At 62.4% G+C, this 21,948-nt stretch carries 19 protein-coding genes and 2 tRNA genes; 10 read left to right on the forward strand and 11 right to left on the reverse strand.

The features are described from left to right. Nucleotides 1-95 precede the first annotated feature (95 nt). Nucleotides 96-1,445: an aldehyde dehydrogenase family protein gene (locus tag SynA1562_RS02575; protein WP_370593247.1), complete on the reverse strand. Its 1,350-nt coding sequence runs from the start codon at nt 1,443-1,445 to the stop codon at nt 96-98. A gap of 84 nt (nt 1,446-1,529) precedes the next feature. Between SynA1562_RS02575 and SynA1562_RS02580 the strand changes: the two genes are divergently transcribed. Then, complete coding sequence (locus SynA1562_RS02580; protein ID WP_186494625.1) at nt 1,530-3,182, forward strand: alpha-amylase family protein; 1,653 nt, start codon at nt 1,530-1,532, stop codon at nt 3,180-3,182. 26 nt (nt 3,183-3,208) lie between these two features. Here SynA1562_RS02580 and SynA1562_RS02585 read toward each other — a convergent pair whose 3' ends face one another. The 5 genes from SynA1562_RS02585 to glpK form a co-directional block, all read right to left on the reverse strand. Continuing rightward, nucleotides 3,209-3,739, reverse strand: a complete 531-nt coding sequence (locus SynA1562_RS02585) for a hypothetical protein (protein WP_186494626.1) — start codon at nt 3,737-3,739, stop codon at nt 3,209-3,211. A gap of 67 nt (nt 3,740-3,806) precedes the next feature. Continuing rightward, the gene (locus SynA1562_RS02590; RefSeq protein ID WP_186494627.1) at nt 3,807-5,861 is read right to left on the reverse strand and encodes an ATP-binding protein; all 2,055 of its coding nucleotides are present in this window, start codon (nt 5,859-5,861) and stop codon (nt 3,807-3,809) included. Beyond that, nucleotides 5,858-6,424: a response regulator transcription factor gene (locus SynA1562_RS02595; protein ID WP_186494628.1), complete on the reverse strand. Its 567-nt coding sequence runs from the start codon at nt 6,422-6,424 to the stop codon at nt 5,858-5,860. The genes SynA1562_RS02590 and SynA1562_RS02595 overlap by 4 nt, the downstream gene beginning before the upstream one ends. Before the next feature lie 46 nt (nt 6,425-6,470). Then, nucleotides 6,471-8,000 (reverse strand): glycerol-3-phosphate dehydrogenase/oxidase, encoded by a 1,530-nt coding sequence (locus tag SynA1562_RS02600; protein ID WP_186494629.1) that lies wholly within the window; start codon nt 7,998-8,000, stop codon nt 6,471-6,473. Next, nucleotides 7,993-9,498 (reverse strand): glycerol kinase GlpK, encoded by a 1,506-nt coding sequence (gene glpK, locus SynA1562_RS02605; protein ID WP_186494630.1) that lies wholly within the window; start codon nt 9,496-9,498, stop codon nt 7,993-7,995. The genes SynA1562_RS02600 and glpK overlap by 8 nt, the downstream gene beginning before the upstream one ends. Nucleotides 9,499-9,549: 51 nt before the next feature. Here glpK and SynA1562_RS02610 point away from each other — a divergent pair, with 51 nt between their 5' ends. Then, entirely contained in the window at nt 9,550-10,980 is a 1,431-nt protein-coding gene (locus SynA1562_RS02610; protein ID WP_186494631.1) for a glycoside hydrolase family 13 protein, read from the forward strand. A gap of 32 nt (nt 10,981-11,012) precedes the next feature. Here SynA1562_RS02610 and SynA1562_RS02615 read toward each other — a convergent pair. Together SynA1562_RS02615 and SynA1562_RS02620 are read right to left on the reverse strand one after the other, a co-directional pair. Further along, nucleotides 11,013-11,084: transfer RNA gene (locus SynA1562_RS02615), tRNA-Thr, on the reverse strand. A 10-nt stretch (nt 11,085-11,094) separates the two neighbouring features. After that, nucleotides 11,095-11,176 (reverse strand) — tRNA-Tyr (locus SynA1562_RS02620). 84 nt (nt 11,177-11,260) lie between these two features. On the opposite strand from SynA1562_RS02620, the gene aroQ reads away from it, so the two are divergent. Together aroQ and SynA1562_RS02630 are read left to right on the forward strand one after the other, a co-directional pair. Continuing rightward, a complete protein-coding gene (gene aroQ / locus SynA1562_RS02625; RefSeq protein WP_186494632.1) occupies nt 11,261-11,701 on the forward strand; it encodes a type II 3-dehydroquinate dehydratase in 441 nt (146 codons plus the stop codon). Next, nucleotides 11,698-12,387: a tRNA-(ms[2]io[6]A)-hydroxylase gene (locus SynA1562_RS02630; RefSeq protein ID WP_186494633.1), complete on the forward strand. Its 690-nt coding sequence runs from the start codon at nt 11,698-11,700 to the stop codon at nt 12,385-12,387. Before aroQ ends, SynA1562_RS02630 begins: the two co-directional genes overlap by 4 nt. Here SynA1562_RS02630 and SynA1562_RS02635 read toward each other — a convergent pair. Beyond that, nucleotides 12,375-14,051, reverse strand: coding sequence for a SulP family inorganic anion transporter (locus SynA1562_RS02635; protein ID WP_186494634.1), 1,677 nt, complete (start codon nt 14,049-14,051; stop codon nt 12,375-12,377). The genes SynA1562_RS02630 and SynA1562_RS02635 overlap by 13 nt on opposite strands. Before the next feature lies 1 nt (nt 14,052). Then, nucleotides 14,053-14,463: a vitamin K epoxide reductase gene (locus tag SynA1562_RS02640; RefSeq protein WP_186494635.1), complete on the reverse strand. Its 411-nt coding sequence runs from the start codon at nt 14,461-14,463 to the stop codon at nt 14,053-14,055. A gap of 116 nt (nt 14,464-14,579) precedes the next feature. On the opposite strand from SynA1562_RS02640, the gene SynA1562_RS02645 reads away from it, so the two are divergent. From SynA1562_RS02645 to SynA1562_RS02660, 4 genes are read left to right on the forward strand one after another with little or no spacing between them, the layout of a single operon-like run. Continuing rightward, nucleotides 14,580-15,566 carry a DnaJ C-terminal domain-containing protein gene (locus SynA1562_RS02645; protein WP_186494636.1) on the forward strand — a complete coding sequence of 329 codons (987 nt, stop codon included), beginning with the start codon at nt 14,580-14,582 and terminating at the stop codon, nt 15,564-15,566. Between the two features lie 39 nt (nt 15,567-15,605). After that, a complete protein-coding gene (gene hemB / locus SynA1562_RS02650) occupies nt 15,606-16,607 on the forward strand; it encodes a porphobilinogen synthase (protein ID WP_186494637.1) in 1,002 nt (333 codons plus the stop codon). Between the two features lie 4 nt (nt 16,608-16,611). Further along, nucleotides 16,612-17,010, forward strand: coding sequence for a VOC family protein (locus SynA1562_RS02655; protein ID WP_186494638.1), 399 nt, complete (start codon nt 16,612-16,614; stop codon nt 17,008-17,010). Further along, nucleotides 16,973-19,411 carry an endonuclease MutS2 gene (locus tag SynA1562_RS02660; RefSeq protein ID WP_255445698.1) on the forward strand — a complete coding sequence of 813 codons (2,439 nt, stop codon included), beginning with the start codon at nt 16,973-16,975 and terminating at the stop codon, nt 19,409-19,411. Before SynA1562_RS02655 ends, SynA1562_RS02660 begins: the two co-directional genes overlap by 38 nt. 22 nt (nt 19,412-19,433) lie before the next feature. On the opposite strand, the gene SynA1562_RS02665 is transcribed toward SynA1562_RS02660, so the two are convergent. Further along, a complete protein-coding gene (locus tag SynA1562_RS02665) occupies nt 19,434-20,612 on the reverse strand; it encodes an ABC transporter ATP-binding protein (protein ID WP_186494640.1) in 1,179 nt (392 codons plus the stop codon). 58 nt (nt 20,613-20,670) lie between these two features. Here SynA1562_RS02665 and obgE point away from each other — a divergent pair, with 58 nt between their 5' ends. Together obgE and SynA1562_RS02675 are read left to right on the forward strand one after the other, a co-directional pair. Further along, nucleotides 20,671-21,660, forward strand: coding sequence for a GTPase ObgE (gene obgE / locus SynA1562_RS02670; protein ID WP_186494641.1), 990 nt, complete (start codon nt 20,671-20,673; stop codon nt 21,658-21,660). Nucleotides 21,661-21,753: 93 nt separating this feature from the next. Next, complete coding sequence (locus tag SynA1562_RS02675) at nt 21,754-21,936, forward strand: hypothetical protein (protein WP_186494642.1); 183 nt, start codon at nt 21,754-21,756, stop codon at nt 21,934-21,936. Nucleotides 21,937-21,948 lie beyond the last annotated feature (12 nt).

Raw genomic sequence — 21,948 nt, forward strand, 5'->3', positions numbered from 1 at the left:
CTCCGGCAGATCCCCGCAAGATACGGTGCCTGAGCTAAAGCGCCAGCCCCTCAGAGCACTTGCTGCAGAAGGGATGTGGTGGCAATGAGGGCGACTTATCCCGCCAGCCGCTTCAGCAGGTTGAGATCCACCTTGTAGGGCGGGTAACGCAGCTTGAAATCAAACCGGAAGGGGCGCTTCAGCACCGCCTTGTGGTGGCTGAACGTGTCGAAGCCGCTTTGGCCGTGGTAGCTGCCCATCCCGCTGGCGCCGACGCCCCCGAAGGGCAGCTGGGGCACGCCGGCCTGCATCACCACGTCGTTGAAGCAGACCCCGCCTGAGCTGGTTGTGGAGAGCACCTGCTGTTGCTGGGCCTCATCACCGCCGAACAGATAGAGCGCCAACGGCTTGGGCCCTTGGCGGATTTCCTGAAGGGCTGTGGTGAGGTCCTCGAGCACCAGCACCGGCAGGAGAGGGCCAAACAGCTCCTCAGCCATTAGCGGATCCTGGCGGTCATCCACGCGAATCACGGTGGGGGCGATGCGCCGCTGTTCTCGGCTGATTTCGCCTCCGATCAGGATGCGACCGTCCGCTCTGGCGGACTCCAGCAGCTGCTCCAGCCGATTGAACTGGCGTTCATTGATGATCTGCCCTAGCTGATTGGAGTTGAGGGGGTCGGCGCCATACATCTCGGTTCGCGCCTCCTCCATTGCCTTCAGCAGCGGTGAACGAAGGGCGGGTGGCACCAGCAGATGGTCTGGTGCGATGCAGGTCTGCCCAGCATTGATCCCCTTTCCCCAGATCAAGCGGCGCGCTCCCACCGTGAGGTCGGCCCCTTCAAGAACGATGGCGGGGCTCTTGCCCCCCAGCTCCAACGTCACCGGCGTGAGGTGTGCTGCAGCCCCCTCCAACACCTTCCGGCCGATGCTGCCGCCACCGGTGAAAAAGATGTGGTCGAAGGGCATGGCCACTAGCTCTGCCGCGACGGCTCCATCTCCCTGGACCACCTGCACCACCTCAGGCTCGAAGTGCTGAGGGATCAGCCGCGCGATCAGATCCGCGATGGCACTGGCGTGTTCCGAAGGCTTGAGCACGGCGGTGTTGCCAGCAGCCAGGGCACTGATCAAGGGCCGCAGCGTCAGTTGAAAGGGATAGTTCCAAGGTCCGATCACCAGAACGCACCCGAGTGGTTCCGGTACAACCTTTGCCTGGCCGGGGCGCAGTGAGAGGGGAACAGCCACGCGGCGCGGGCGCATCCACCGCTCCAGCTGCCGGCCGGTGAGCTTGAGCTCCTGTCGCAGGGCCACCAGCTCAAAAAAGGCTTCGGTGGGTGGTTTGCCGAGGTCGGCGGCGAGGGCGTCGAGCACCTCCGATTCGTGCTCCTCCAGCAGAGCGGAGAGCCGTTGTAATTGCTCTCGGCGCCATGCCAGTGGACGGGTCAGCCCAGCCCCCACGAGCTCCTTCATCCGGCTCAGTTGCGTTTGGGTGAGGGCCACAGGGCTGACGATCAGGCCAGTCGGGTCTAGCAGTGGTGAATCTGCAACCGGGGGATGACCCCAGCGCTTCCGTGGTGGTCAGGGACGGTCATCTATCAGCTGATCGTTCGCAGCTATTCCGATGGGAATGGTGATGGCACCGGTGATTTCAAGGGGCTTGCGGCGCGGTTGCCCTATCTCCGTTGGCTGGGGGTCAACACCCTCTGGTTGACCCCGATCTATCCCTCCCCCCTGAGGGACGGGGGCTACGACATCACGGATTTCACCGGAATCCATCCGGATCTGGGGGATCTCTCTTCCTTTCACCGGTTCCTCACGGCGGCCCACAGCCAGGGCATGCGCGTGATTTTGGACCTGGTGCTGAACCACACCAGTGACCTGCATCCCTGGTTCCAGCGGGCCCGCTGGGCTCCCAAGGGCAGTCCTGAACGGGATGTGTACGTCTGGAGCGACGACCCCAAGCGCTACGCCGAGGCACCGGTTCTGTTCCGGCATTTCGAGGCTTCCAACTGGGAGTGGGATCCGGTAGCCGAGCAGTACTACTTGCACCGTTTTCTGCGTCATCAACCCGATCTCAATTACGAGAACCCCTGGGTGCAGGACACGATGCTGGAGGTGGTCGACTTCTGGCTGGATCGCGGCGTCGATGGGTTCCGCTTGGATGCGGTTCCGTTCTTGTTTGAGTCAGAGGGGACCCGCTGCGAGGGGTTGCCGGAAACCCATGCCTTCCTCAAGCGATTGCGGGAGAGGGTGGATGCCCATGGCCGTGATGTGCTCTTGCTGGGAGAGGCGATTCAGCCGGTGGAGGAGGCCGCTCCCTATTTGGCGGATGACGAACTGCATGGAGCGTTCAACTTCGTGCTCACCGCCCATCTATTTGCCGCCATTGCCAGTGGCCGCACCCAGCAGCTCGGGGAGTGCCTGATCCAAGCCGAGCAGGCGGTATCTGGTCCTCGCTGGGCCCTGCCCCTGCGCAATCACGATGAACTCTGGTTGGGGGATGGCCATCTCATCAGCGATGACGTGATTCAGACCATCCGGGTGGGCCTGCCCCAGGGACAGGGGCACTGGTTGAACTGGGGCATCAACCGACGCTTGGCTCCTCTTCTCAATGGCGATCCACGCTCCAACCGGTTGCTGCACGGGCTCCTCTACAGCCTTCCGGGGATGCCCTGTCTGTATTACGGCGATGAACTGGGCATGGGCGACTGGCCCGGTCTGCGGGACCGTGATCCAAACCGCACGCCGATGGCCTGGACGCCGGCCCGCAACGGTGGCTTCTCCACGGCCCCCGATCCGCTGTTGGTGCTGCCCCCGATCACCGCTCCCGGCTACGACTACCGCGTGGTGAATGTGGAGGTGCAGAAGCAGCTGCCCGGGTCGCTGCTGAATTGGCACCGGCGCATGCTCACCTGCCGCCGCCTGCTGCCAGCACTGCGGCATGGAAGCTTCCGGTTGCTGCACAGCCCCCACCCTGGAGTGCTGGTCTATCTCCGCTGCACCGAGGCGATGACGGTGCTCGTGGCCGCCAATGTCACCGCTGCTGGAGCTTCGCTCAGTTTGGATCTAACGGAGTGGACCGGCGAGCGCACCCGTGAGGTGATGTGGGGCTGTGAGTTCCCGCCTGCCGCAGCGGAGTGGTTCGTGAACCTTCCGCCCTATGGATTCAATTGGTGGTTGATCGGAGAGGTGGACGCTCAGTCCTAAGGCGATTGGAGTTGGATCGGCTGTTGTTACGCAGACAAGCCGGTCATCAGCCCCGCAATCACGGGTTGCTGGTGGAGGTCGCGATGCACCACGAGGCGCATCGTTTCAGGCTCGTCCGTCAACGGGAGGCTGATGATGGCTTCGCTGCGGCCCAGGGCCTGCTCCTCAGAGGTGAGCCAGGCCTCGATCACCCGTCGTTCCAGCAAGGTTTCGAAGTGATCGGGCTCGCGGATCCGGGAGCTGCCAACGGTCCAGATCCTTGCGAGGTCTTGAGGTAGGGCGGTTTCAGGGCTGAGGGCCGCCTCCAGTCGCAGACCCTGCCCAAATTTCACCCGCGCCGCCTGATGCACCTCCCGCTCCAACTGCAGGAGTTGGCAGTCCCCCTCGATCTGCCAGAGACCATCGCGTTTCAGCACGTCGACCCCAAAGGCCTTCGCGCATTTCCGCTGATTTCTGCTGACGGTGGTTTGGTGCTGGAGCGTCAGAGCCCCAACCGCATTGCCTGACTGAAGCCAGATCAGACCGTCGAGACAGCAGAGCTGGTCGACCGTAACCATGCTGTTGGCCAGGATGTTCAGATCCTTCTTGCTTGCAGCTGTTCAGGCAATCCCCAGTTCTGGGGGGCTAGCCCTGTCTGGGGAGAAGCAGCACCGCGCGGGTGCCGCCGCTGGGGCTGATGCCGAGAGTCAGTTCTCCGTTATGCCCCTCCATCGCCGAGCGCACGATGAACAGTCCCAGGCCACTGCCGGAAGGCTTGCTGCTGTAGAGCGGCATGTCACCAGTGTGGTCGTCAGGCAGTCCGGGACCGTTGTCGTCGACAACGATCGCCCAATGCTGTTCCCGGCGTTCGAGTCGAATCACGATCTCCGGAGCAACCGTGGTTGGAGGTTGATCCGACAGGGCGTCCACAGCATTCTTCACCAGATTGATCACGGCGATCTGGAGCTGGATGGCATCGCCTTCCACCCAGGCCTTCTGTCTTTTCAGCTCGGAGGGTAGGGAGGTCGTGATCCAGCTGCTGGCTTCAATCAGGTTGGAGTTCACATACAGCTCAATGCTGTCCAGCACATCACGCAGATCGATCCGGCTCAGGCTGGTGTTCGCATTGCGGATGATCGCCTTCATCTGGTCGGTGGTCCGTGCGATCCGGCTGGCTTGATCGTCAAGGATCTGCAGGGCTTCCAGCAGTTCGGCGGGATCGTCCGCCTCGGCTCGCTCGCGTACTTGATGCTGCAAACGTTGTGCCGTCAGGCGCAGGATGCTCAGGGGTTGATTGATTTCGTGGGCGATGGCCGCGGCTTCAAGACTCACCTTCAGCCGATGGTTCATCTGGGTCAGGGCTTGTTCATCCTGCAGGCGCTGCTCCTGAAACATCCGCGTGATCTGCTGCTCCTTGGCGGCAAGGTTTTGGGTGAGTTGATTGAAGGCCTTCACCATCGACTGAACCGCCACGTTCAGGTCCAGCAATTCCTGGCCGCTGTTCTGGTCCAGTTCACAGCGGTATTCCAAGGCCTGAGGCTGGGCATCTTCCAGCTGGTTGATTTGCTGTTCCGTGGTCTGGCTGGCCCGCTGCAGGGCGCTCAAAGGCTGAAGAATCCTGTTGATCAGGCTGCGGTTCAGCAGCAGGGTGAAGCCCAGAGCCAGCACGGCAGCGCCGACCTCAACGGCGAGTGTGAGTCCGGCTTGCGTCACTTCCTCGTTGGCACTGCTGGCGGTCAGCAAGATCCAGTCGAGACCGAGGTCGCTGCCCCATGGCGTCGACTGCAGCAGGAAGGCTCCGTCCTTGTGGCGCAGGAGTTGAGGCTGCGATGCGTCTCCTGGCGTCTGTTGGATCCGGTGCAGCATCTCCGCGAAAGAGTGTTCCAGCTCGCTGAGGCTGCTGCGCTCGTTGCTTTCTCCTGTTGTTGTAAGGGGAATGCTGGGGTCTGAGCTGGCGATCAAACGTCCATCGGCTTCGATCAGCACAGCCAGGCCATCTCGGCTTCCCCAAACCTGGTGGAGCCAGGTGCTGAGTTGGTTGATCACCATGTCCACGCCGATCACCCCCAGCAACTGGCCATCACCGTCAAGCAGGGGGGTGTTGTAGGAAACCGAATGAATCTCGGGCTGGTCTTCCCAGGCGTAAATGCTGCTCCAGCTCGAACGTCCGGCCGCAACGGTGTCGACGTACCAGGCTTCCTCGTGGGTGGCACTCATGCCCGGGATGACCTCGGTTGGCTCGAGGCGTTCCCCACGGGGTGAGAGGGAGAACACCGTCAATTGACCCCGCCCCAACCGTGTGCTGTCTTCGTAGAGCAGAACGTCACCATCGGAGCCGCGTTCCAGACCCAGAAAGGAGCCATCTGGCGCGCCGTAATTGATGTAATCAACAGGGAAGGCTTTCAGCTGATGCCAGAACCGACGCCCCAGGGTGTCGAAGTTTTTCAACAGATTGGGCTGAGCATCAATGGCCGACGCATTGAGGTCATTGAGAAACATCGGAACCCGTAACTTGCCGCTCAGTTGCTCACGAATCTCAGTGATCAAAAGATTGGTGCGGTGCCTTTCACTCTGCTGAATCCCGCTGTTCCGCCCCAGCGTGTAGGTCAACAGACTGAATGAACCCGCCACCAGGATTAGTTGCAGTCCGGTGGACCGGACCAGCCGTTGCCCCAGGCTCAATGTGGAGTGCTGGCTCATGGGCGCGGGTTGATCTGACGTGTCAGGGATGCCTCTCGAATTAATTCAGCGCCGCTGAGCTTGAGTTTCTGGGCGATGGCCTTGCGGTGCGATTCGATCGTTGATGTGGCGCTGTTCAAAATGTGAGCGATCTCCTTGGTGCTTTTGCCGGCACCAATGAGCTCGAAGATTTCGCTCTGGCGTGGCGTCAAACGTTGATGTGCTGGTTGCAGAATCGTGCTCAAGCTGTGGTGCAGTGCATCGAACGAATCACGCTTGTCGATCAGGGCATGGATTGATCCCCGCAGTTCATGCGAAATCCTGAAGTCTTCCGGGGCTCCTGTCAGAACAATGAGTCGAATTGAGGGATTGCGTTGGACAAGACGTTGTCCCAGTTCGCTGCCGTCACCATCTGGAAGATACAGATCCAGGATGGCTAAATCCACCGGCATATCTTTGCTTACGGTGATCGCTTGTCCGCACGTTGTGGCCTTCGAGACGGTCGAGATCTCGGAGAAAGCGTCCACGATGGTTGCCAGCAGATCCAGCAAAATTTGCTGATCTTCAACAACGAGGCAGTGCAAGCGTTTTCTCCACTGATGAGCGAAACCTAGGTCGCCTAGTTCGCATTTACATCTGTTCGAGTTCGTTGTTCACCAGAGGGCTCAGCCGCTCTGCCTCGGCAGCATCGACCATCGCGAGCCGGCAACGGCGGCTCAGAACATCATCGGAGCTGCTGGCGTGCTCCTTTTGGATGGCGTGCTGGATCTCGGCGCGGCAGATCGGGATCACGCTGCTCAGTGGTTCGCGTGCCTCCATCGGGGCCTGAGCCACCACCGCCTCGGCACCCAGTCCGAAGTTGTGCTGCAGATGCAGGACCTGTTGAGCTCGTTCGGGTGTGTCGGGCAGCAGGGCCTCGAGGGCCAAAGCTTGCTGCCGCAGTTCGGTGATGGTGTGCTCGGGGTTGGCGGCTGTCCCGAGCAGCGGCAGGGATTGCGGTTTCGGTAGGGGTGCTGAAAGCTGGCGTTCCACTGCGGTCAGGGTGTCCTCAGCCATCGGCCGGCAGGTGGTCCACTTGCCCCCCATCACGCTCACCAGGCCGCAGGCCAGCGTTTCCACCTCGTGCTCCCGCACCACACGGCTGCTGTCCAGGCCCTGGTCCGCTGGCTTCAGCAGCGGGCGGCCCCCCGCCCATCGGCTGCTCACCTTCGGATCCTGGAGCTGGGGAAACCAGTCACGCACGTAGTTGAGCAGGTAGGCCTCCTCTTCTGGAGAGGGGGATGTGGCGTTCTCTTTGCTGCAGGCTTCATCCGTCGTCCCCACCAGGGTGCGGCCGTGGAAGGGGAGCATGAACAGCACGCGTCCATCCGCGGTGGATGGCACAAGAAGCCCAACACCTTCCGGGCAGAGGTTCTGCTCCAGCACGATGTGGGCCCCACGGCTGGTGAACATCCGAGGAGGGGCATCAGCCTCCGCCATCTGGCGGATCTCATCCGCCCGGATGCCCGTGGCATTCACAAATGCCGAGGCACACCAGCGTTCCCGTTGGCCGGTGGCGGATTCACTGATCGCGGCCTTGAGCTGGCCCGTGCCGCCAGTCTCCAGCTCCACCACCCGGCAACGGGTGCGCAGGGTTGCCCCCCGTTGCTCGGCGGTGAGGGCCAACAGCAGGTTGAGGCGTGCATCGTCGAACTGTCCGTCGCTGTAGGCCACGCCGCCCTGACACGCCTTCAGCAGAGGCAGGGCCTGACGCATCTGCTGCTGGGACAGCAGTCGGCTGTGGCCGATGCTTCGCTCACCGGCCAGGGCGTCGTACACCCCCAGCCCCACTCGGTAGTAGGCCTGGCCCCAGAGCTGTTGTGTGGGCAGGGCCAGCTCCAGTCGTCGGGCCAGGAATGGTGCCTGGGTCAACCAGTGGCTCCGCTCGAGCAGGGCTTCCCGCACCAGCCTCAGCTGGGCCAGGTCCAGAGTTTTAAAGGCCAGCTCCAGGTAGCGCACCCCGCCATGGAGCAGCTTCGTGCTGCGGCAACTGGTGCCACCGCCGATGTCTCCGGCCTCGAGCAGGGCCACGCTCAGCCCCCGTCGTGTTGCTTCATAGGCCACGCTGGCACCGCTGGCGCCGGCGCCGATGACCAGCAGGTCAACCTGGTGATCAGCCATGCCACCCCAGGCTTCTTGAGACGGCGTCCTGCCAGCGTGAGCGCCACCGGTGGCGCTCAGATGCATCCATCTGTGGGTGGAACAGTTCCGCCCCGTCCCTCCGTGCGGTTGAGAGCTGCTCCAGGTCGCTGATCACCCCAGCCTGAAGGCCTGCGAACAGCGCCACCCCCCGGGCGGTGCTCTCGAGGCTGGCGGGACGCCGCACCGTCAGACCGGTGTAATCGGCCTGTGCCTGCAGCAGAGGATCCGAGGCCGCGGCGCCACCATCCACCGCCAGCTCACCCAGGCCCGTGCCGAGGGCCTGCTCGGCAAGTTCCACCAAAGTCGCTACCGACAGGGCGATTCCCTCCAGCGCTGCTCGGGCGATGTGACCGCGTCCGCTGTCGCGGGTAAGGCCTACCAGAACGCCGCGTGCCTGGGGATCCCAGTGCGGTGTTCCCCAGCCGGTGAAGGCGGGCACGAGCATCACCCCTCCCGAATCCGGCACCGAACGCGCCAGTTCGTTCACCTGAGGGGCCTGATCAATGATCTGCAGCCCATCCCGCAGCCACTGGATCACGGTGCCGGCGTTGAACAGACTTCCCTCCAGGCAGAAGCTGGGTGTTCCGGCGGCATCGGTCCAGCCGAGGGTGCTGAGCAGCCCCGCATCCGAGCGGCGGATGACGTCACCGGTGTTGATCACCAGAAAGGCTCCCGTGCCGTAGGTGCACTTGCCTTCTCCGGGCTGCAGACAGAGCTGGCCCAGGGTGGCGGCCTGTTGGTCGCCAAGCATCGCCTGGATCGGTAGGCCTGCGAAGGGAAGATCCGCAGTGATGTGCCCGAACTCCCCGCGGCAGGGCAGCAGTTCGGGCAGAGCGTTGGCGGGGAGCCCTGTGGGCTCTCGGAAGTCATCCACCCAGCGCTGCTGCTCCAGGTCCATCAGCAGTGTTCGGCTGGCATTGCTCATGTCACTGCCGTGGCGCTGCCCGCCGGTGAGTTGCCAGAGCAGCCAGCTCTCCACTGTTCCGAAACAGAGGTCATCGCTGGCTGCGGCAGCCTGGGCGTCCTGGTAGTGATCGAGCATCCAGCGGATCTTGCTGGCACTGAAGTAGGGGTCGAGCAGCAAACCGGTGCGCCGGCACCACTCCTGCTCCAGTCCCTGCTGCTTCCAGGCCTCGCAGATTGCGGCGGTGCGGCCGTCTTGCCACACGAGGGCCGGGCCACAGGGGAGTCCATTGCTGCGGCGCCAGAGCACGGTGGTTTCCCGTTGGTTGGTGATGCCGCAGCTCACCACTGCCTTGCGCTGTGCATCGCTGAGCTTCGAATCGAGCTGCACCAGGGCCTGCCGCTGGCTGGTCCAGATCGCCATCGGGTCCTGTTCCACCCATCCATCGGCGGGGTAGGAAATCGGCAGCGGCGCACTGGCGCTGATCACCAGATCTCCGGAGCTGCTGAACAGCGCGGCTCTGGAGCTGCTGGTGCCCTGATCGAGGGCCAGAAGAAGAGGCTGCTCAGCCATGGCCAATGTCTTTCTCTCCTGCTAGCCAGGAGATGGCTGAATGCAAAGGCTTTGCCTGTGACCACTCCGTTTCGCGATCCCCCTGCCTGGGTAGCGGATGCGGTGCTCTACCAGATTTTTCCCGACCGTTTTCGCCGCAGTGGGAGGGTCGATGCGCAGCGCCACCTCGCCCTGAAGCCATGGGGGACGGACCCTCGCGAGGAGGGATTCCAGGGCGGGGATCTCTACGGCGTCATCGATGCTCTCGATGGGCTTCAAGCCATGGGCATCACCTGCCTCTATCTCACGCCGATCTTTAGTTCAGCCGCCAACCATCGCTACCACGCCTACGACTACTTCGAGGTGGATCCCCTGCTGGGGGGCAATGCAGCACTCAGGGATCTGATCGATGCCGTGCATCGGCGCGGCATGAAGTTGGTTCTCGATGGGGTGTTCAACCACTGCGGCCGCGGCTTTTGGGCCTTTCATCACGTGGTGGAGAACGGTGCGGATTCGCCCTACCGGGACTGGTTCCATGTGCACCGTTGGCCCCTGCAGCCCTATCCCGCCCCAGGCGAGGACTGCGGTTACGACGGTTGGTGGGCCTTGCCGGATCTGCCCAAGTTCAACCATGCCAATCCAGGGGTTCGGGAGCACCTGCTGGCGGTGGGCCGTCACTGGCTCGAGCAGGGCATTGATGGCTGGCGTCTTGACGTTCCTGCCGAGGTCCCGGCCGACTTCTGGGTGGAGTTTCGGCAGATGGTGCGGTCCACCAACCCGGAGGCTTGGATTGTCGGAGAGGTGTGGGGTGATGCCACCACCTGGCTGCAGGGGGACCACTTCGATGGCGTGATGAATTACCGGCTGGGTTGGAGCAGCATTTGCTGGGCCGCCGGTGAAGCGTTACGGCGGGACTACCGCAATTCCGAGTACCCGCTCGATCCCCTGGATGGCCAGGCTTTGTTGACCATCTGGACGACCACAACGGGTTCCTACCGGGAGGTGGTGAACAGGTCGCAGATGAACCTGCTCGACAGCCATGACGTGCCACGGGCCCTTCACAGCCTCAACAATGATCTGGCGGCCCTGAAGTTGGCCCTGCTGCTGCTCTTCCTCCATCCAGGGGCACCTTGCGTCTATTACGGAACCGAAGCTGCTCTGGCGGGTGGCCCTGAGCCGGGCCCATCCAGCGGTCCCGGACCGGCCTGCCGTGAGGCCTATCCCTGGGATGTTCCCTGGTCTGCTGATCTCCGCTCCTTCATTCAATCCCTCGCAGAACTCCGCTCTGCCCATGGGGTTTTGCGCAGGGAGGGTCTGCGCTGGTCAGCCCAAGGGGCGGACGTGCTCGAGGGCGTTGCGGATGGCCTGCGGGTTGTGATCAACCGCAGTCGCTCCAACTCTGTGCCGCTGACAAACGAGCAGGGACTCAGTTGCGTCTGGATGCTGGGCACTGTCGACAGCCGTTCTGTTGGCCCGCAATCGGCGGCTGTTTTGGGGTCGTAACCCCTCTCCCCTGGTGCCGAGGGGAGGAAGTAAGCCCTTGTCGAGACTTGAACTCGAGACCTCTCCCTTACCAAGGGAGTGCTCTACCGCTGAGCTACAAGGGCATGTGGAGGATGGGCCGGGTTGGATTTGAACCAACGTAGGCAGAGCCAGCGGATTTACAGTCCGCCCCCATTAACCACTCGGGCACCGACCCGAACCACACCGCAAGAACTTACCAGTCGGTGTGTCCTTCGCCACGATCTCGATACGATCGGCCGAGCTGAACCGATCTCCAGCCATGCACGTTCTGCTGCTGAACGGTCCGAATCTGAACCTGTTGGGTCAGCGTGAGCCTGGGATCTATGGCCATTCTTCCCTGGCGGACATCGAAGCGGCGCTGACGCGGGAGGCGGAGCAGGAATCTGTGCAGCTGGACTGCTTTCAGAGCAATTTCGAAGGTGCCCTGGTGGATCGGATTCACCAGGCCATGGGCCGATGCGATGGGATCTTGATTAACGCCGGGGCCTACACCCACACGTCCATTGCCATCCGTGATGCCCTGGCTGGCGTCGCGATCCCTTACGTGGAATTGCATCTCAGCAACACCCATGCCCGGGAAAATTTCCGCCATCACTCATTTCTGGCTGAGCGCGCTGTGGGTGTGATCTGTGGGTTCGGCCCCGCCAGTTACAGCCTTGCCTTGAACGGATTGCTCAGCCACCTGCGCCGGAACGCATGACCAGCACTGCTCCAGCACAAACTGTTCCCTCCAAGACATCTCCCACTAAGACAGTGGCGTCGATCCGCTGGTTGGCCGCACCCACCAGCTGGAGCTGGGTGGAGCAGGCCAACGCCCACCCGATGGAGGTGCTGATCGATCACGCCCACTGCGAACGCAAGGCTGCCGGAGCTGCGGTGCAAATGATGTTCCGCTACCTCTGCGAACCGGGTCTGGGTGAAGCCCTCAGCCCTCTGGCGCGGGAAGAGCTGGAGCACTTTGAGCAGGTGCTGGCGTTGATCAAGGCCCGGGGGCGCTACCTGGAACCGCTGCCTTCGCCGGGCTACGGCGCTGATCTCGCACGGCAGATCCGTAAAGGTGAGCCCCAGAGAATGCTCGACTCCTTTCTGGTGGCGGGTCTTATCGAAGCCCGTAGCCATGAGCGCATGGCCCTGCTGGCGGAGCACAGCCCTGATCCTCAATTAAGGGAGCTTTACAGCGATCTCTTGGCCAGTGAAGCGCGCCACTTCGGCCTGTACTGGGTGTTGTGTGAGCAGCGTTATCCGCGGGAGCTGATCGTCGAGCGCCTCGAAGTGCTGGCCCTGGCCGAAGTGAAGGCCTTGGAAGGGGCGTTGACTCGCCCTGAAGACGTGCGAATGCATTCCTGTGGAGTGGACGTCACACAGATCAGCAGTCAAATCAGCTGAGCTGCCTCCTGCAAGGCCTCCAGCCTGGACGGCCGAAGCACACCTTCCACTCCAAATTGCCGCAGCCGTTGTTCGAGGGTGTGGTTGGCTCCTGCGATGAACAGGGTGCGCCCCGCTGATCGTGCTTCATCCACCATGCGTTCAATGGCCAGCGTTGCAGTGACACCGATGCGGGGCACGTCGGTGAGGTCGAGGATCAGAACCCTGTAGCTCTGGATCAACCCCATCCGGGCACTGATTCCCTTGGCGGCGCCGAAACTCAGAGGGCCGCGCAGCCGGAACAGCATCAAGGCCTTGCCGCAGCGCAGGATCAGGGCCTCCTCTTGCGGGGAGAGATTGGCGTGTCGTGCATCGGTGGCATCGGACGGGTTGTCCTCTTCCATCCCTTCCAGTTGGGACCGTGTGATCGCATCAACGGTCAACAGGTTGGCTACGAACATCCCCACCAAAACGCCCCAGATCAGGTCCCAGAACACCGTCATCAACAGCACGGCATACATCAGTGCAGCCGTTTTTGCCGACAGGCGATGGGCGCGGAGCAGAAAGCCCCAGTCGATGATGTCGAGGCCGACCTTGATCAGGATTCCCGCCAGCAGCGCCGTGGGGATCTGTGCTGCCAGGGGGCCTGCCCCCAGCAGCACGAGCAGCAGCACCAGGGAATGGGTCATTCCCGACCAGGGCGTCTGACCACCGGATTTGATGTTGATTACCGTTCGCATCGTGGCGCCGGCACCGGGGAGGCCCGAGAGGAACCCGGCCGCGGTGTTGGCGATGCCCTGGCCGATCAGCTCACGGTTGGAGTCGTGGTTGGTCTGGGTGATGTTGTCGGCCACCAGGGAGGTGAGCAACGAGTCGATCGCCCCCAGCAGGGCGAGAACCATGCCGGCTTTCACCAGCTCCGGCAGGTGCTGGCTGAAATCGGGAACCACCAGTTGCAAGCCGCCTTCCGGGATGGCTCCGATCCGGGCGATGGGCTCAAGGCCCAGCTCCAGCAGCCGGTTGTCGTTGAACAGAACCAGCGACAACGGCGTCACGATCAGCAGCGCCAGCAGAGGCGTTGGCACCCACTGACGGATCCTTAAGGGGGTCAGAAACACCACGGCGAGTGTCATCAATCCAACGGCGAGTGCGGCTGGATTCCAGCTCTGCGCCTCGATCAGCGAACCCAGGGAGGCAACCACGCCGCCTCCGGTGCTCACCCCGATGAAGGGCCCAAGTTGCAGCACCAGGATGATGAAACCGATCCCCGACATGAAGCCGGAGATCACCGAGTAGGGCACCAGGGTGATGAAGCGCCCCAGCCGCAGCACACCGAGCAGGGCTTCGAACACACCACCGATCACCACAGCGGCCATCACCAAAGGCAGCATCTCGCCGGCATTGAGATCACGACTGATGCCGATGGCGGCCAGGCTTGAGACGATCCCCGCCACGGTGACGCTCATCGGTCCGGTGGGTCCGCTCACCTGAGCGGGAGTCCCACCGAGCAGGGCCGCCAGGAATCCGGTGACGATGGCGCCGTAAAGGCCATAAATGGCGCCGCCTGGCCCCAGGGCGGCATTGCCGAAGGCCAGGGCAAGGGGCAGTGCGACCACGGCTGCCGTCAGGCCTCCGAGAAGGTCACCTCGGATGTTGCGCTGATGCAGGCCGTGAATCAGTGCCATCTCAGTTCAGGCCACTCCAGCGGCTCAGGGCTTCCAGGGACTGAACCCCAACTTTTCGGCGTCCATCGGGGAGAACCCAGGTGGGGTAGGCCCGGATCTCTGCGGCTATGCAGGCGTCGGCTTGGTCCGGCAGCTGCTTCGGCTTGCGGCATTCCACATAAGTCAGGTCCGCTCCGGCCTGTTTCCCGAACAGATTCATCTGCTTGAAGCACGCCGGGCAGGTCCAGGCGCCGTAAAACTTGGCCCCAATCGCCTTCAGATGTTGCGTCAGTTCAAGGGCCTGGGGGCTGGAGTTGCGCAGGGGCTCTCCGATCGTGCTGGTCCAGGGACCTGCCGATACCGGTGGGCCACCGATCGCTCCGCCAGCTGCAACCAGAACGGATGCCAGCAGAGATGAAGCCGTGCTCCTCATGCTGATGCAGCGGTTGGCCTGAAACTAGGTCGCATTAAGGCGTTCGGGCTTCCCTCCATGCGGAAGCAACAACGCAAGCCCTGTTGCGGTGAGACTGGATCCACCACTGGATGGGTATGGCAGGCAGCGGATACAAGGATTATTTCCAGGTGCTCGGTGTTGATCGCAGCGCTGATGCCAATGCCATCAAGAAAGCTTTTCGCAGCCTTGCGCGCCAGTACCACCCTGACGTCAACCCCGGTGATGCCCAGGCGGAAGCACGGTTCAAGGAGATCAGTGAGGCCTATGAAGTGCTCTCTGATCCCGAAAAACGGCGTCGTTATGAGCAATTCGGCCAGTACTGGAACCAGGCCGGTGGCATGGGCGGGGGAGCCGCACCCGGCATGGATGTCGACTTCGGTCGCTACGGCAATTTCGACGATTTCATTAACGACCTGCTGGGCCGTTTCGGTGGACCAGGCGGCGGTGGCTTCCAGGGGGGTGGTTTTCCTGGGGGTGGATTCCCCGGCGGGGGATTCGCAGGAGGTGGTTTCCCCCGTGGTGCCCAGGCTTCACGCGCTCCGGTGAATCTGGATGCCGAAGCTTCGGTGAATGTGACGTTTGCGGAGGCTTTTCGAGGTGGAGAACGCAGCCTTTCGGTGAACAATGAGCGCGTTCAGGTGCGCATTCCTGCTGGGGTGAAGAACGGCTCGCGGCTGCGGTTGAAGGGCAAGGGCAACCTGCAACCGGGAACCGGAAGGCGCGGCGATCTCTATCTCAATCTCAAGATTCAGGATCACCCGATCTGGCGGCTGGAGTCGGATCAGCTGCGGGCCGACCTGCCCGTCAGCCTCGATGAGCTGGCCCTTGGAGGCATGGTCTCGGTGATGACGCCCGATGGTGAGGCCCAGGTGAGCATTCCGGCCGGCACCGCTCCGGGTCGCAGCCTGCGGCTTAAAGGCAAAGGTTGGCCGTCGAAGACCGGTCGTGGTGATCTCCTGCTCACACTGATGTTGGCCATGCCGTCCTCGTGGAGTGACGAGGAGCGTCGCTTGCTCGAGCAGTTGCGTGCCAAGCGCACGGACCATCCACGTCAAGAGTGGCTTCGTTCGGCGTCCCTCTGATCGGGTGACCCTTACGATCGCACCTTGTGTTTGGGTCTGATGGAGCTCACCTACCGCCCCCGTCGTCTGCGGCGTACGCCCGCCCTACGCGCCATGGTGCGTGAGCACAGCCTCTCGGCTGCAGACTTCATCTACCCCCTGTTTGTGCATGAAGGCGCTGAGGTGGAGCCGATTGGTGCCATGCCTGGTGCCAGCCGTTGGAGCCTGGCGGCCCTCACCGGCGAAGTGCAGCGTGCTTACGACCTGGGAGTGCGTTGCATCGTTCTGTTCCCCAAGGTGTCCGAGGGGCTGAAGACCGAAGACGGGGCCGAATGCTTCAACGCCAATGGCCTTATCCCGCGAGCGATCCGCCAGATCAAGGCAGCCATCCCCGAGATGGCGATCATGACTGACGTCGCCCTGGATCCCTATTCCTGCGATGGTCATGACGGGATCGTCAGCCAGGACGGCGTGGTCCTCAACGACGAGACGATTGAACTGCTGTGCAAGCAGGCCGTTGTGCAGGCCGAAGCAGGCGCTGATCTGATCGGCCCCAGCGATATGATGGATGGCCGGGTCGGTGCCATCCGGGAAGCCCTCGACGACGAAGGCTTTGAACATGTGGGCATCATCAGCTACACGGCGAAGTACTCCTCCGCGTACTACGGACCTTTCCGTGAGGCTCTCGACTCCGCCCCGCGTGCCGCCGGCAGCAAACCGATCCCCAAAAACAAGGACACCTATCAGATGGATCCCGCCAATGCTCGGGAAGCCATCACCGAAGCCCAGCTCGATGAGCAGGAGGGCGCCGACATCATGATGGTTAAGCCCGGTCTGGCCTATCTCGACATCATTCACCGTCTGCGCGAGGAGTCGGAACTCCCCATCGCTGCTTACAACGTGAGTGGCGAATATTCGATGGTGAAGGCCGCGGCGGAGCGGGGCTGGATCGATGAAAAGTCCGTAGTGCTGGAGACGTTGCTGAGCTTCAAGCGCGCCGGTGCTGATCTGATCCTCACGTACCACGCTTGCGACGCAGCGGCTTGGTTGAAGGAGGCCTGATCCGATGGCAACAACCGATCAACCCAGGGGCGTGGATCGTCTCGGTCACGTTGCGATCCGTGTTGAGAACGTCGATCGGGCTGTTGCCTTCTACACCGATCTGGGCATGCGTCTGGTCTGGCGTGCCGACGACTGGTGCTATCTCGAAGCTGGGGAAGGTCGCGACGGACTCGCCTTGTTAGGCCCGGATTACAAAGCCGCTGGCCCACATTTCGCCTTCCATTTCCGCGATCGTGCGGAGGTGGATGTGATTCACGACCGTCTCAAAGCGCAGGGTGTGCACGTTGGTGCCGTCCATGACCACCGCGACGGCACGGCGTCTTTCTATCTGAAAGACCCGGAAGGCAACTGGCTCGAAATGCTCTATGAACCCCCCGGTGGCATCCCCTCCAACTGCAATTGACTTGAGTCAAGAGGCGGATCGGGCTCAGCAGGAAACCCTCGAACTGCTGGAGTGGCATCGGGTCTGTGACCATCTCAGCGGCTTTGCCAGCACCGGCATGGGCCGTGATGCGGCTCGGATGCAACCGCTTCCGGCCAGCCTGGATGAGTCGAAACAACGCCTGGCCGAGACCGTTGAAATGGCGGCGCTTGATGACCTCACCGAGGGCGGGCTTAGCTTCCGCGGCGTGCAGAACCTCGAGCCCGTGGTGCTGCGTTGCAGCAAGGGAGGAGTGGCCTCCGGCGAAGAGCTGCTGGCCGTGGCGGAAACGTTGGCAGCGGCCCGTCGCCTGCGCCGTCAGATCGACGACCCCGAGCTGCGCCCGGTTTGCACCGCGTTGATTGAAACGATGGTGACGCTGCCGGAGTTGGAGCAGCGGCTCAAATTTGCCCTCGAAGAGGGTGGCCGCGTCGCTGATCGCGCCAGCTCGGCCTTATCGGCGCTCCGGCATCAATGGAACGGACTGCGCCAGGAGCGACGCGACAAACTTCAGGAGTTGCTGCGTCGCCTGGCGCCATCTCTGCAGGACAGTGTGATCGCCGAGCGTCATGGCCGTCCTGTTCTGGCGGTGAAGGCCGGTGCCGTGAGCCAGGTGCCGGGGCAGGTGCACGACAGTTCGGCTTCAGGCAGCACCCTCTTCGTGGAACCCCGCTCGGTGCTCACCATGGGCAACAAGCTGGCGGAGCTGGAGTCCCGCATTCGGGATGAGGAACGCAGGGTGTTGGCGGAGCTGAGTGCTCTGGTGGCTGAAGAGGCGTCTGCCCTCAACCAGGTGGTGGCCGTGCTGCGCACGCTTGATTTTGCTCTTGCCCGTGGGCGTTACGGCCGCTGGCTTGGCGGCGTCGAGCCGCAGCTTGAGCCGGCAGCGGAGGCTCCGTTTCGCTTTTCAGGTCTGCGGCACCCGCTGTTGGTGTGGCAGCACAAGCGCGCGGATGGGCCACCCGTGGTTCCCATTTCGGTGGAGGTGTCTCCGGAGCTGCGGGTGGTGGCGATCACCGGGCCCAACACCGGTGGCAAAACGGTCACCCTGAAAAGCATCGGCCTCGCTGCACTGATGGCGCGCGCCGGGATGCTCCTGCCCTGCTCGGGCCAACCCTCCCTTCCCTGGTGTGCCCAGGTGCTGGCGGACATCGGCGATGAGCAATCCCTTCAGCAGAGCCTGTCCACCTTCAGCGGCCACGTGAAGCGCATCGGGCGCATTCTTGAGGCGCTGCAGCGCAGTGGTTCCCCTGCCCTGGTGCTGCTGGATGAGGTGGGTGCTGGAACAGATCCCAGTGAGGGAACGGCCCTGGCCACGGCTCTGCTCAAGGCTCTTGCCGATCGAGCTCGGCTCACGATTGCCACCACCCATTTCGGTGAACTCAAGGCCCTCAAATACGACGACGCTCGTTTTGAGAATGCCTCTGTGGCCTTCAACCCTGAGACGTTATCCCCCACCTACGAGTTGCTTTGGGGAATTCCGGGACGCAGCAATGCGCTGGCGATCGCGACGCGCCTGGGGCTCGATTCGGATGTGCTTCACCAGGCCCAGCAGCTGCTGGCTCCAGGAGGTGATGGTGAGGTGAACAGTGTGATCCGCGGCTTGGAGGAGCAACGGCAGCGCCAGCAGGCCGCGGCAGAAGATGCTGCAGCACTCCTGGCACGCACTGAGCTGCTGCACGAGGAGTTGCTGCAGCGCTGGCAGAAGCAAAAGCAGCAGACCGCGCAACGTCAGGAGCAGGGTCGTCAACGCCTGGAGCAGTCGATCCGTCAGGGCCAGAAGGAAGTTCGCACCCTGATTCGCCGTCTGCGGGATGAACGCGCGGATGGGGAAACCGCGCGGCGGGCTGGGCAACGGTTACGCAGCCTGGAGGACCATCACCGCCCCACCCCTGAACGGCGTGCACCCAAGCCAGGCTGGCGTCCGGCCGTGGGCGATCGCGTGCGCTTGCTGGCCCTCGGTAAGGCCGGCGATGTGTTGGCCATCACCGATGACGGCCTTCAGCTGACAGTCCGTTGCGGGGTGATGCGCACCACGGTGGATCTGACGGCGGTGGAAAGCCTGGATGGGCGTAAGCCAGAGCCGCCTCCAAAGCCGGTGGTGAAGGTGCATGCCCGTTCAGCCGGTGGCGGTGGTGCACAGGTGCGCACCAGTCGCAACACCCTTGATGTGCGGGGCATGCGGGTGCATGAGGCCGAAGCAGCGGTTGAGGAATGCCTGCGCAGTGCCAATGGCCCGGTTTGGGTGATCCATGGCATTGGTACGGGCAAGCTCAAGCGCGGCCTGCGCGCCTGGCTGGACACGGTGCCATACGTGGAACGGGTGACTGATGCGGAGCAGGGGGACGGCGGACCGGGCTGCAGCGTTGTCTGGGTGCGCTGAGTTGCCTCAGCCGTCGCAGTGGTTAACGGATCGCTTCTCCATCCGCCTCGAACAACCGCCAGCCTGTGGGGTCAGGGTCGAGATGGATGGCATCGCCGGCCTTGATGTTGATGTCTGCTGAACCTCTGACTTGGATGAGTTGATCCCCATCCACGAGCCGACAGGTGAGGATCTGCTCATTGCCCAGACGCTCGCAATGGCTCACCTCGGTTTGGAGATTTCTGTTCGTTGCTGGTGCCAGATGCCAGTGTTCAGGCCTCAATCCTGCGGTGAGGTGTTGGCCTTCTCGTTCAAGTAAGGGCTCAACCATTTCACCTTCAACCTGAATGCGCTTGCTTCCCAAAATGAGGGTTGCATTGGGTCCCACCGTGACGGGCAACAGGCTCATCGCTGGGCTGCCGATGAACTGGGCCACAAAGATGTTGGAGGGCCACCGGTACAACTCCATCGGTGTTCCGAGTTGTTGCAAGCGCCCTTGGTTCAACACCGCGATGCGGTCGCCCATGGTCATCGCTTCCACCTGGTCGTGGGTCACATAAACCGTCGTTGTTCCGAGTTCTCGCTGCAGCTCGACGATTTTTTGGCGCGTGCTCGTTCTGAGTTTGGCGTCGAGATTGCTGAGCGGTTCATCCATCAAGAACACCTCAGGATTGCGCGCCATGGCGCGTCCGAGGGCGACCCGTTGTTTCTGTCCACCGGACAGTTCCTTTGGCCTTCGATCGAGCAATTCCGTTAGTTCCAGAGATCTGGCAACGGTGTTCACCCGGGCATCGATTTGTTCTTCTCTGACTGACCGCACCCGCAGTGGTTTGGGCAACATGCGCGTGGATCGAAAGGCTTGATCTTGGATTCGCTGAAATGTCGATCTTGCCTGGCTTCTGCGCAGCCCGAAGCTGAGGTTGTCCCTCACGCTGAGATGCGGGTAGAGCGCGTAGCTCTGGAACACCATGGCGACGTTGCGGCGCGCTGGCGGCACATCGCTGATGGGCCGAGTTCCGATTCTGATTTCACCGCTGCTGGGATGGTCGAGACCGGCCAGCAGTCGCAGCAAGGTGCTTTTGCCGCACCCCGAGGGACCGACCAGCACCAAAAACTCGCCATCGTTGATCGTCAGATTCAACTGACGAATCACATCAACGGGATCACCGCCGCCGCGCCCTGGGAACGTCTTGCTGAGGTCTTCGAAACGGACGCCGGCCAACGGCAGAGCTGCAGCGGCTGAATCTTAGGGTTATGGATTGGATTGAGCCGGCAGCACCGTGCAGTTCATCGATCAGGCACGGATCACGGTCCGAGGCGGGCGCGGCGGCGACGGCATCGCTGCATTTCGCCGTGAAAAGTATGTGCCTGCTGGAGGCCCCTCCGGAGGTGACGGCGGGTGTGGGGCTCCCGTGGTTCTGGAGGCCGACAGCAACCTGCAAACTCTGCTCGACTTCAAATACAAGCGCCTGTTCGCTGCTGACGACGGGCGACGCGGTGGCCCGAACAAATGCACCGGTGCATCAGGAAAAGACCTGGTGATCAAGGTGCCTTGCGGCACGGAGGTACGCCATCTGCGCACCGGCATTCTTCTGGGCGACCTCACAGCGCCGGGTGAACGGCTCACCGTTGCCTTCGGTGGGCGAGGTGGTCTGGGCAATGCCCATTACCTGAGCAATCGCAACCGTGCGCCGGAGAAATTCACCGAGGGGCGTGAGGGTGAGGAATGGCCCCTTCAGCTGGAACTCAAGTTGCTGGCTGAGGTGGGCATCATTGGACTTCCCAATGCCGGCAAAAGCACCTTGATCGCCGTGTTGTCGGCAGCGCGACCCAAGATTGCCGATTACCCCTTCACCACCTTGGTCCCCAACCTTGGTGTGGTGCGCCGGCCCAGTGGAGACGGCACTGTTTTTGCAGACATACCAGGCTTGATTGAAGGGGCCGCACAGGGCGCTGGTCTTGGCCACGACTTTCTGCGTCATATCGAACGCACCCGTCTGCTGATTCACCTGGTGGACGCTGGATCCGAGGATCCCGTGGCTGACTTGAACGTCGTCCAGCAGGAACTGGAGGCCTATGGCCATGGTCTGGTTGATCGGCCCCGTCTGCTGGTGATCAACAAGCAGGAGTTGGTGTCAGAGGAGGATCTACCCGCCTTGCGAGAAGACCTTGAAACGGCGAGTGGTCGGCCCGTGCTCTGCATTTCCGCAGCAATGGGAACCAATCTTGACCAATTGCTTGCCGAAACCTGGGCCCAGCTCGGAGTGTGAGTTGATGCTCTAGACAATCTTCATGTGATCAGCCACAACGATGCTTGTGGGCTGAACGCGGGAGAGCCATAACGGGAATGTCTCTCCCATGACATGACCTTCTACACCTGTCTGGATAACAAAGGCGACGTGATTGCCCGGTGCCAAACGAAAGAGGATGTTGCTGTGCTTCAACGCATGGGACGCCCAATCGCTGAAGTGAAGGCGATGCGTAATGAAGAGGCTGTCGTCTGCACCCTGACCGGCAGCCCCTCCGATTACAACGAGGACTACTAAGCCCTCGTTGGA

This window comes from Synechococcus sp. A15-62, from assembly GCF_014280075.1.
Taxonomy (GTDB): Bacteria; Cyanobacteriota; Cyanobacteriia; order PCC-6307; family Cyanobiaceae; genus Parasynechococcus.

Excerpts from the sequence above, each read along its gene's own strand:
- SynA1562_RS02675 (WP_186494642.1), top strand. The coding sequence starts at position 21,754 with ATGACCTTCTACACCTGTCTGGATAACAAAGGCGACGTGATTGCCCGG.
- SynA1562_RS02600 (WP_186494629.1), bottom strand. The coding sequence starts at position 8,000 with ATGGCTGATCACCAGGTTGACCTGCTGGTCATCGGCGCCGGCGCCAGC.
- aroQ (WP_186494632.1), top strand. The coding sequence starts at position 11,261 with ATGCACGTTCTGCTGCTGAACGGTCCGAATCTGAACCTGTTGGGTCAG.
- SynA1562_RS02645 (WP_186494636.1), top strand. The coding sequence starts at position 14,580 with ATGGCAGGCAGCGGATACAAGGATTATTTCCAGGTGCTCGGTGTTGAT.
- SynA1562_RS02580 (WP_186494625.1), top strand. The coding sequence starts at position 1,530 with ATGACCCCAGCGCTTCCGTGGTGGTCAGGGACGGTCATCTATCAGCTG.
- SynA1562_RS02590 (WP_186494627.1), bottom strand. The coding sequence starts at position 5,861 with ATGAGCCAGCACTCCACATTGAGCCTGGGGCAACGGCTGGTCCGGTCC.
- SynA1562_RS02655 (WP_186494638.1), top strand. The coding sequence starts at position 16,612 with ATGGCAACAACCGATCAACCCAGGGGCGTGGATCGTCTCGGTCACGTT.
- glpK (WP_186494630.1), bottom strand. The coding sequence starts at position 9,498 with ATGGCTGAGCAGCCTCTTCTTCTGGCCCTCGATCAGGGCACCAGCAGC.
- SynA1562_RS02640 (WP_186494635.1), bottom strand. The coding sequence starts at position 14,463 with ATGAGGAGCACGGCTTCATCTCTGCTGGCATCCGTTCTGGTTGCAGCT.
- SynA1562_RS02630 (WP_186494633.1), top strand. The coding sequence starts at position 11,698 with ATGACCAGCACTGCTCCAGCACAAACTGTTCCCTCCAAGACATCTCCC.
- SynA1562_RS02585 (WP_186494626.1), bottom strand. The coding sequence starts at position 3,739 with ATGGTTACGGTCGACCAGCTCTGCTGTCTCGACGGTCTGATCTGGCTT.
- hemB (WP_186494637.1), top strand. The coding sequence starts at position 15,606 with ATGGAGCTCACCTACCGCCCCCGTCGTCTGCGGCGTACGCCCGCCCTA.
- SynA1562_RS02660 (WP_255445698.1), top strand. The coding sequence starts at position 16,973 with ATGAACCCCCCGGTGGCATCCCCTCCAACTGCAATTGACTTGAGTCAA.
- SynA1562_RS02575 (WP_370593247.1), bottom strand. The coding sequence starts at position 1,445 with ATGAAGGAGCTCGTGGGGGCTGGGCTGACCCGTCCACTGGCATGGCGC.
- SynA1562_RS02635 (WP_186494634.1), bottom strand. The coding sequence starts at position 14,051 with ATGGCACTGATTCACGGCCTGCATCAGCGCAACATCCGAGGTGACCTT.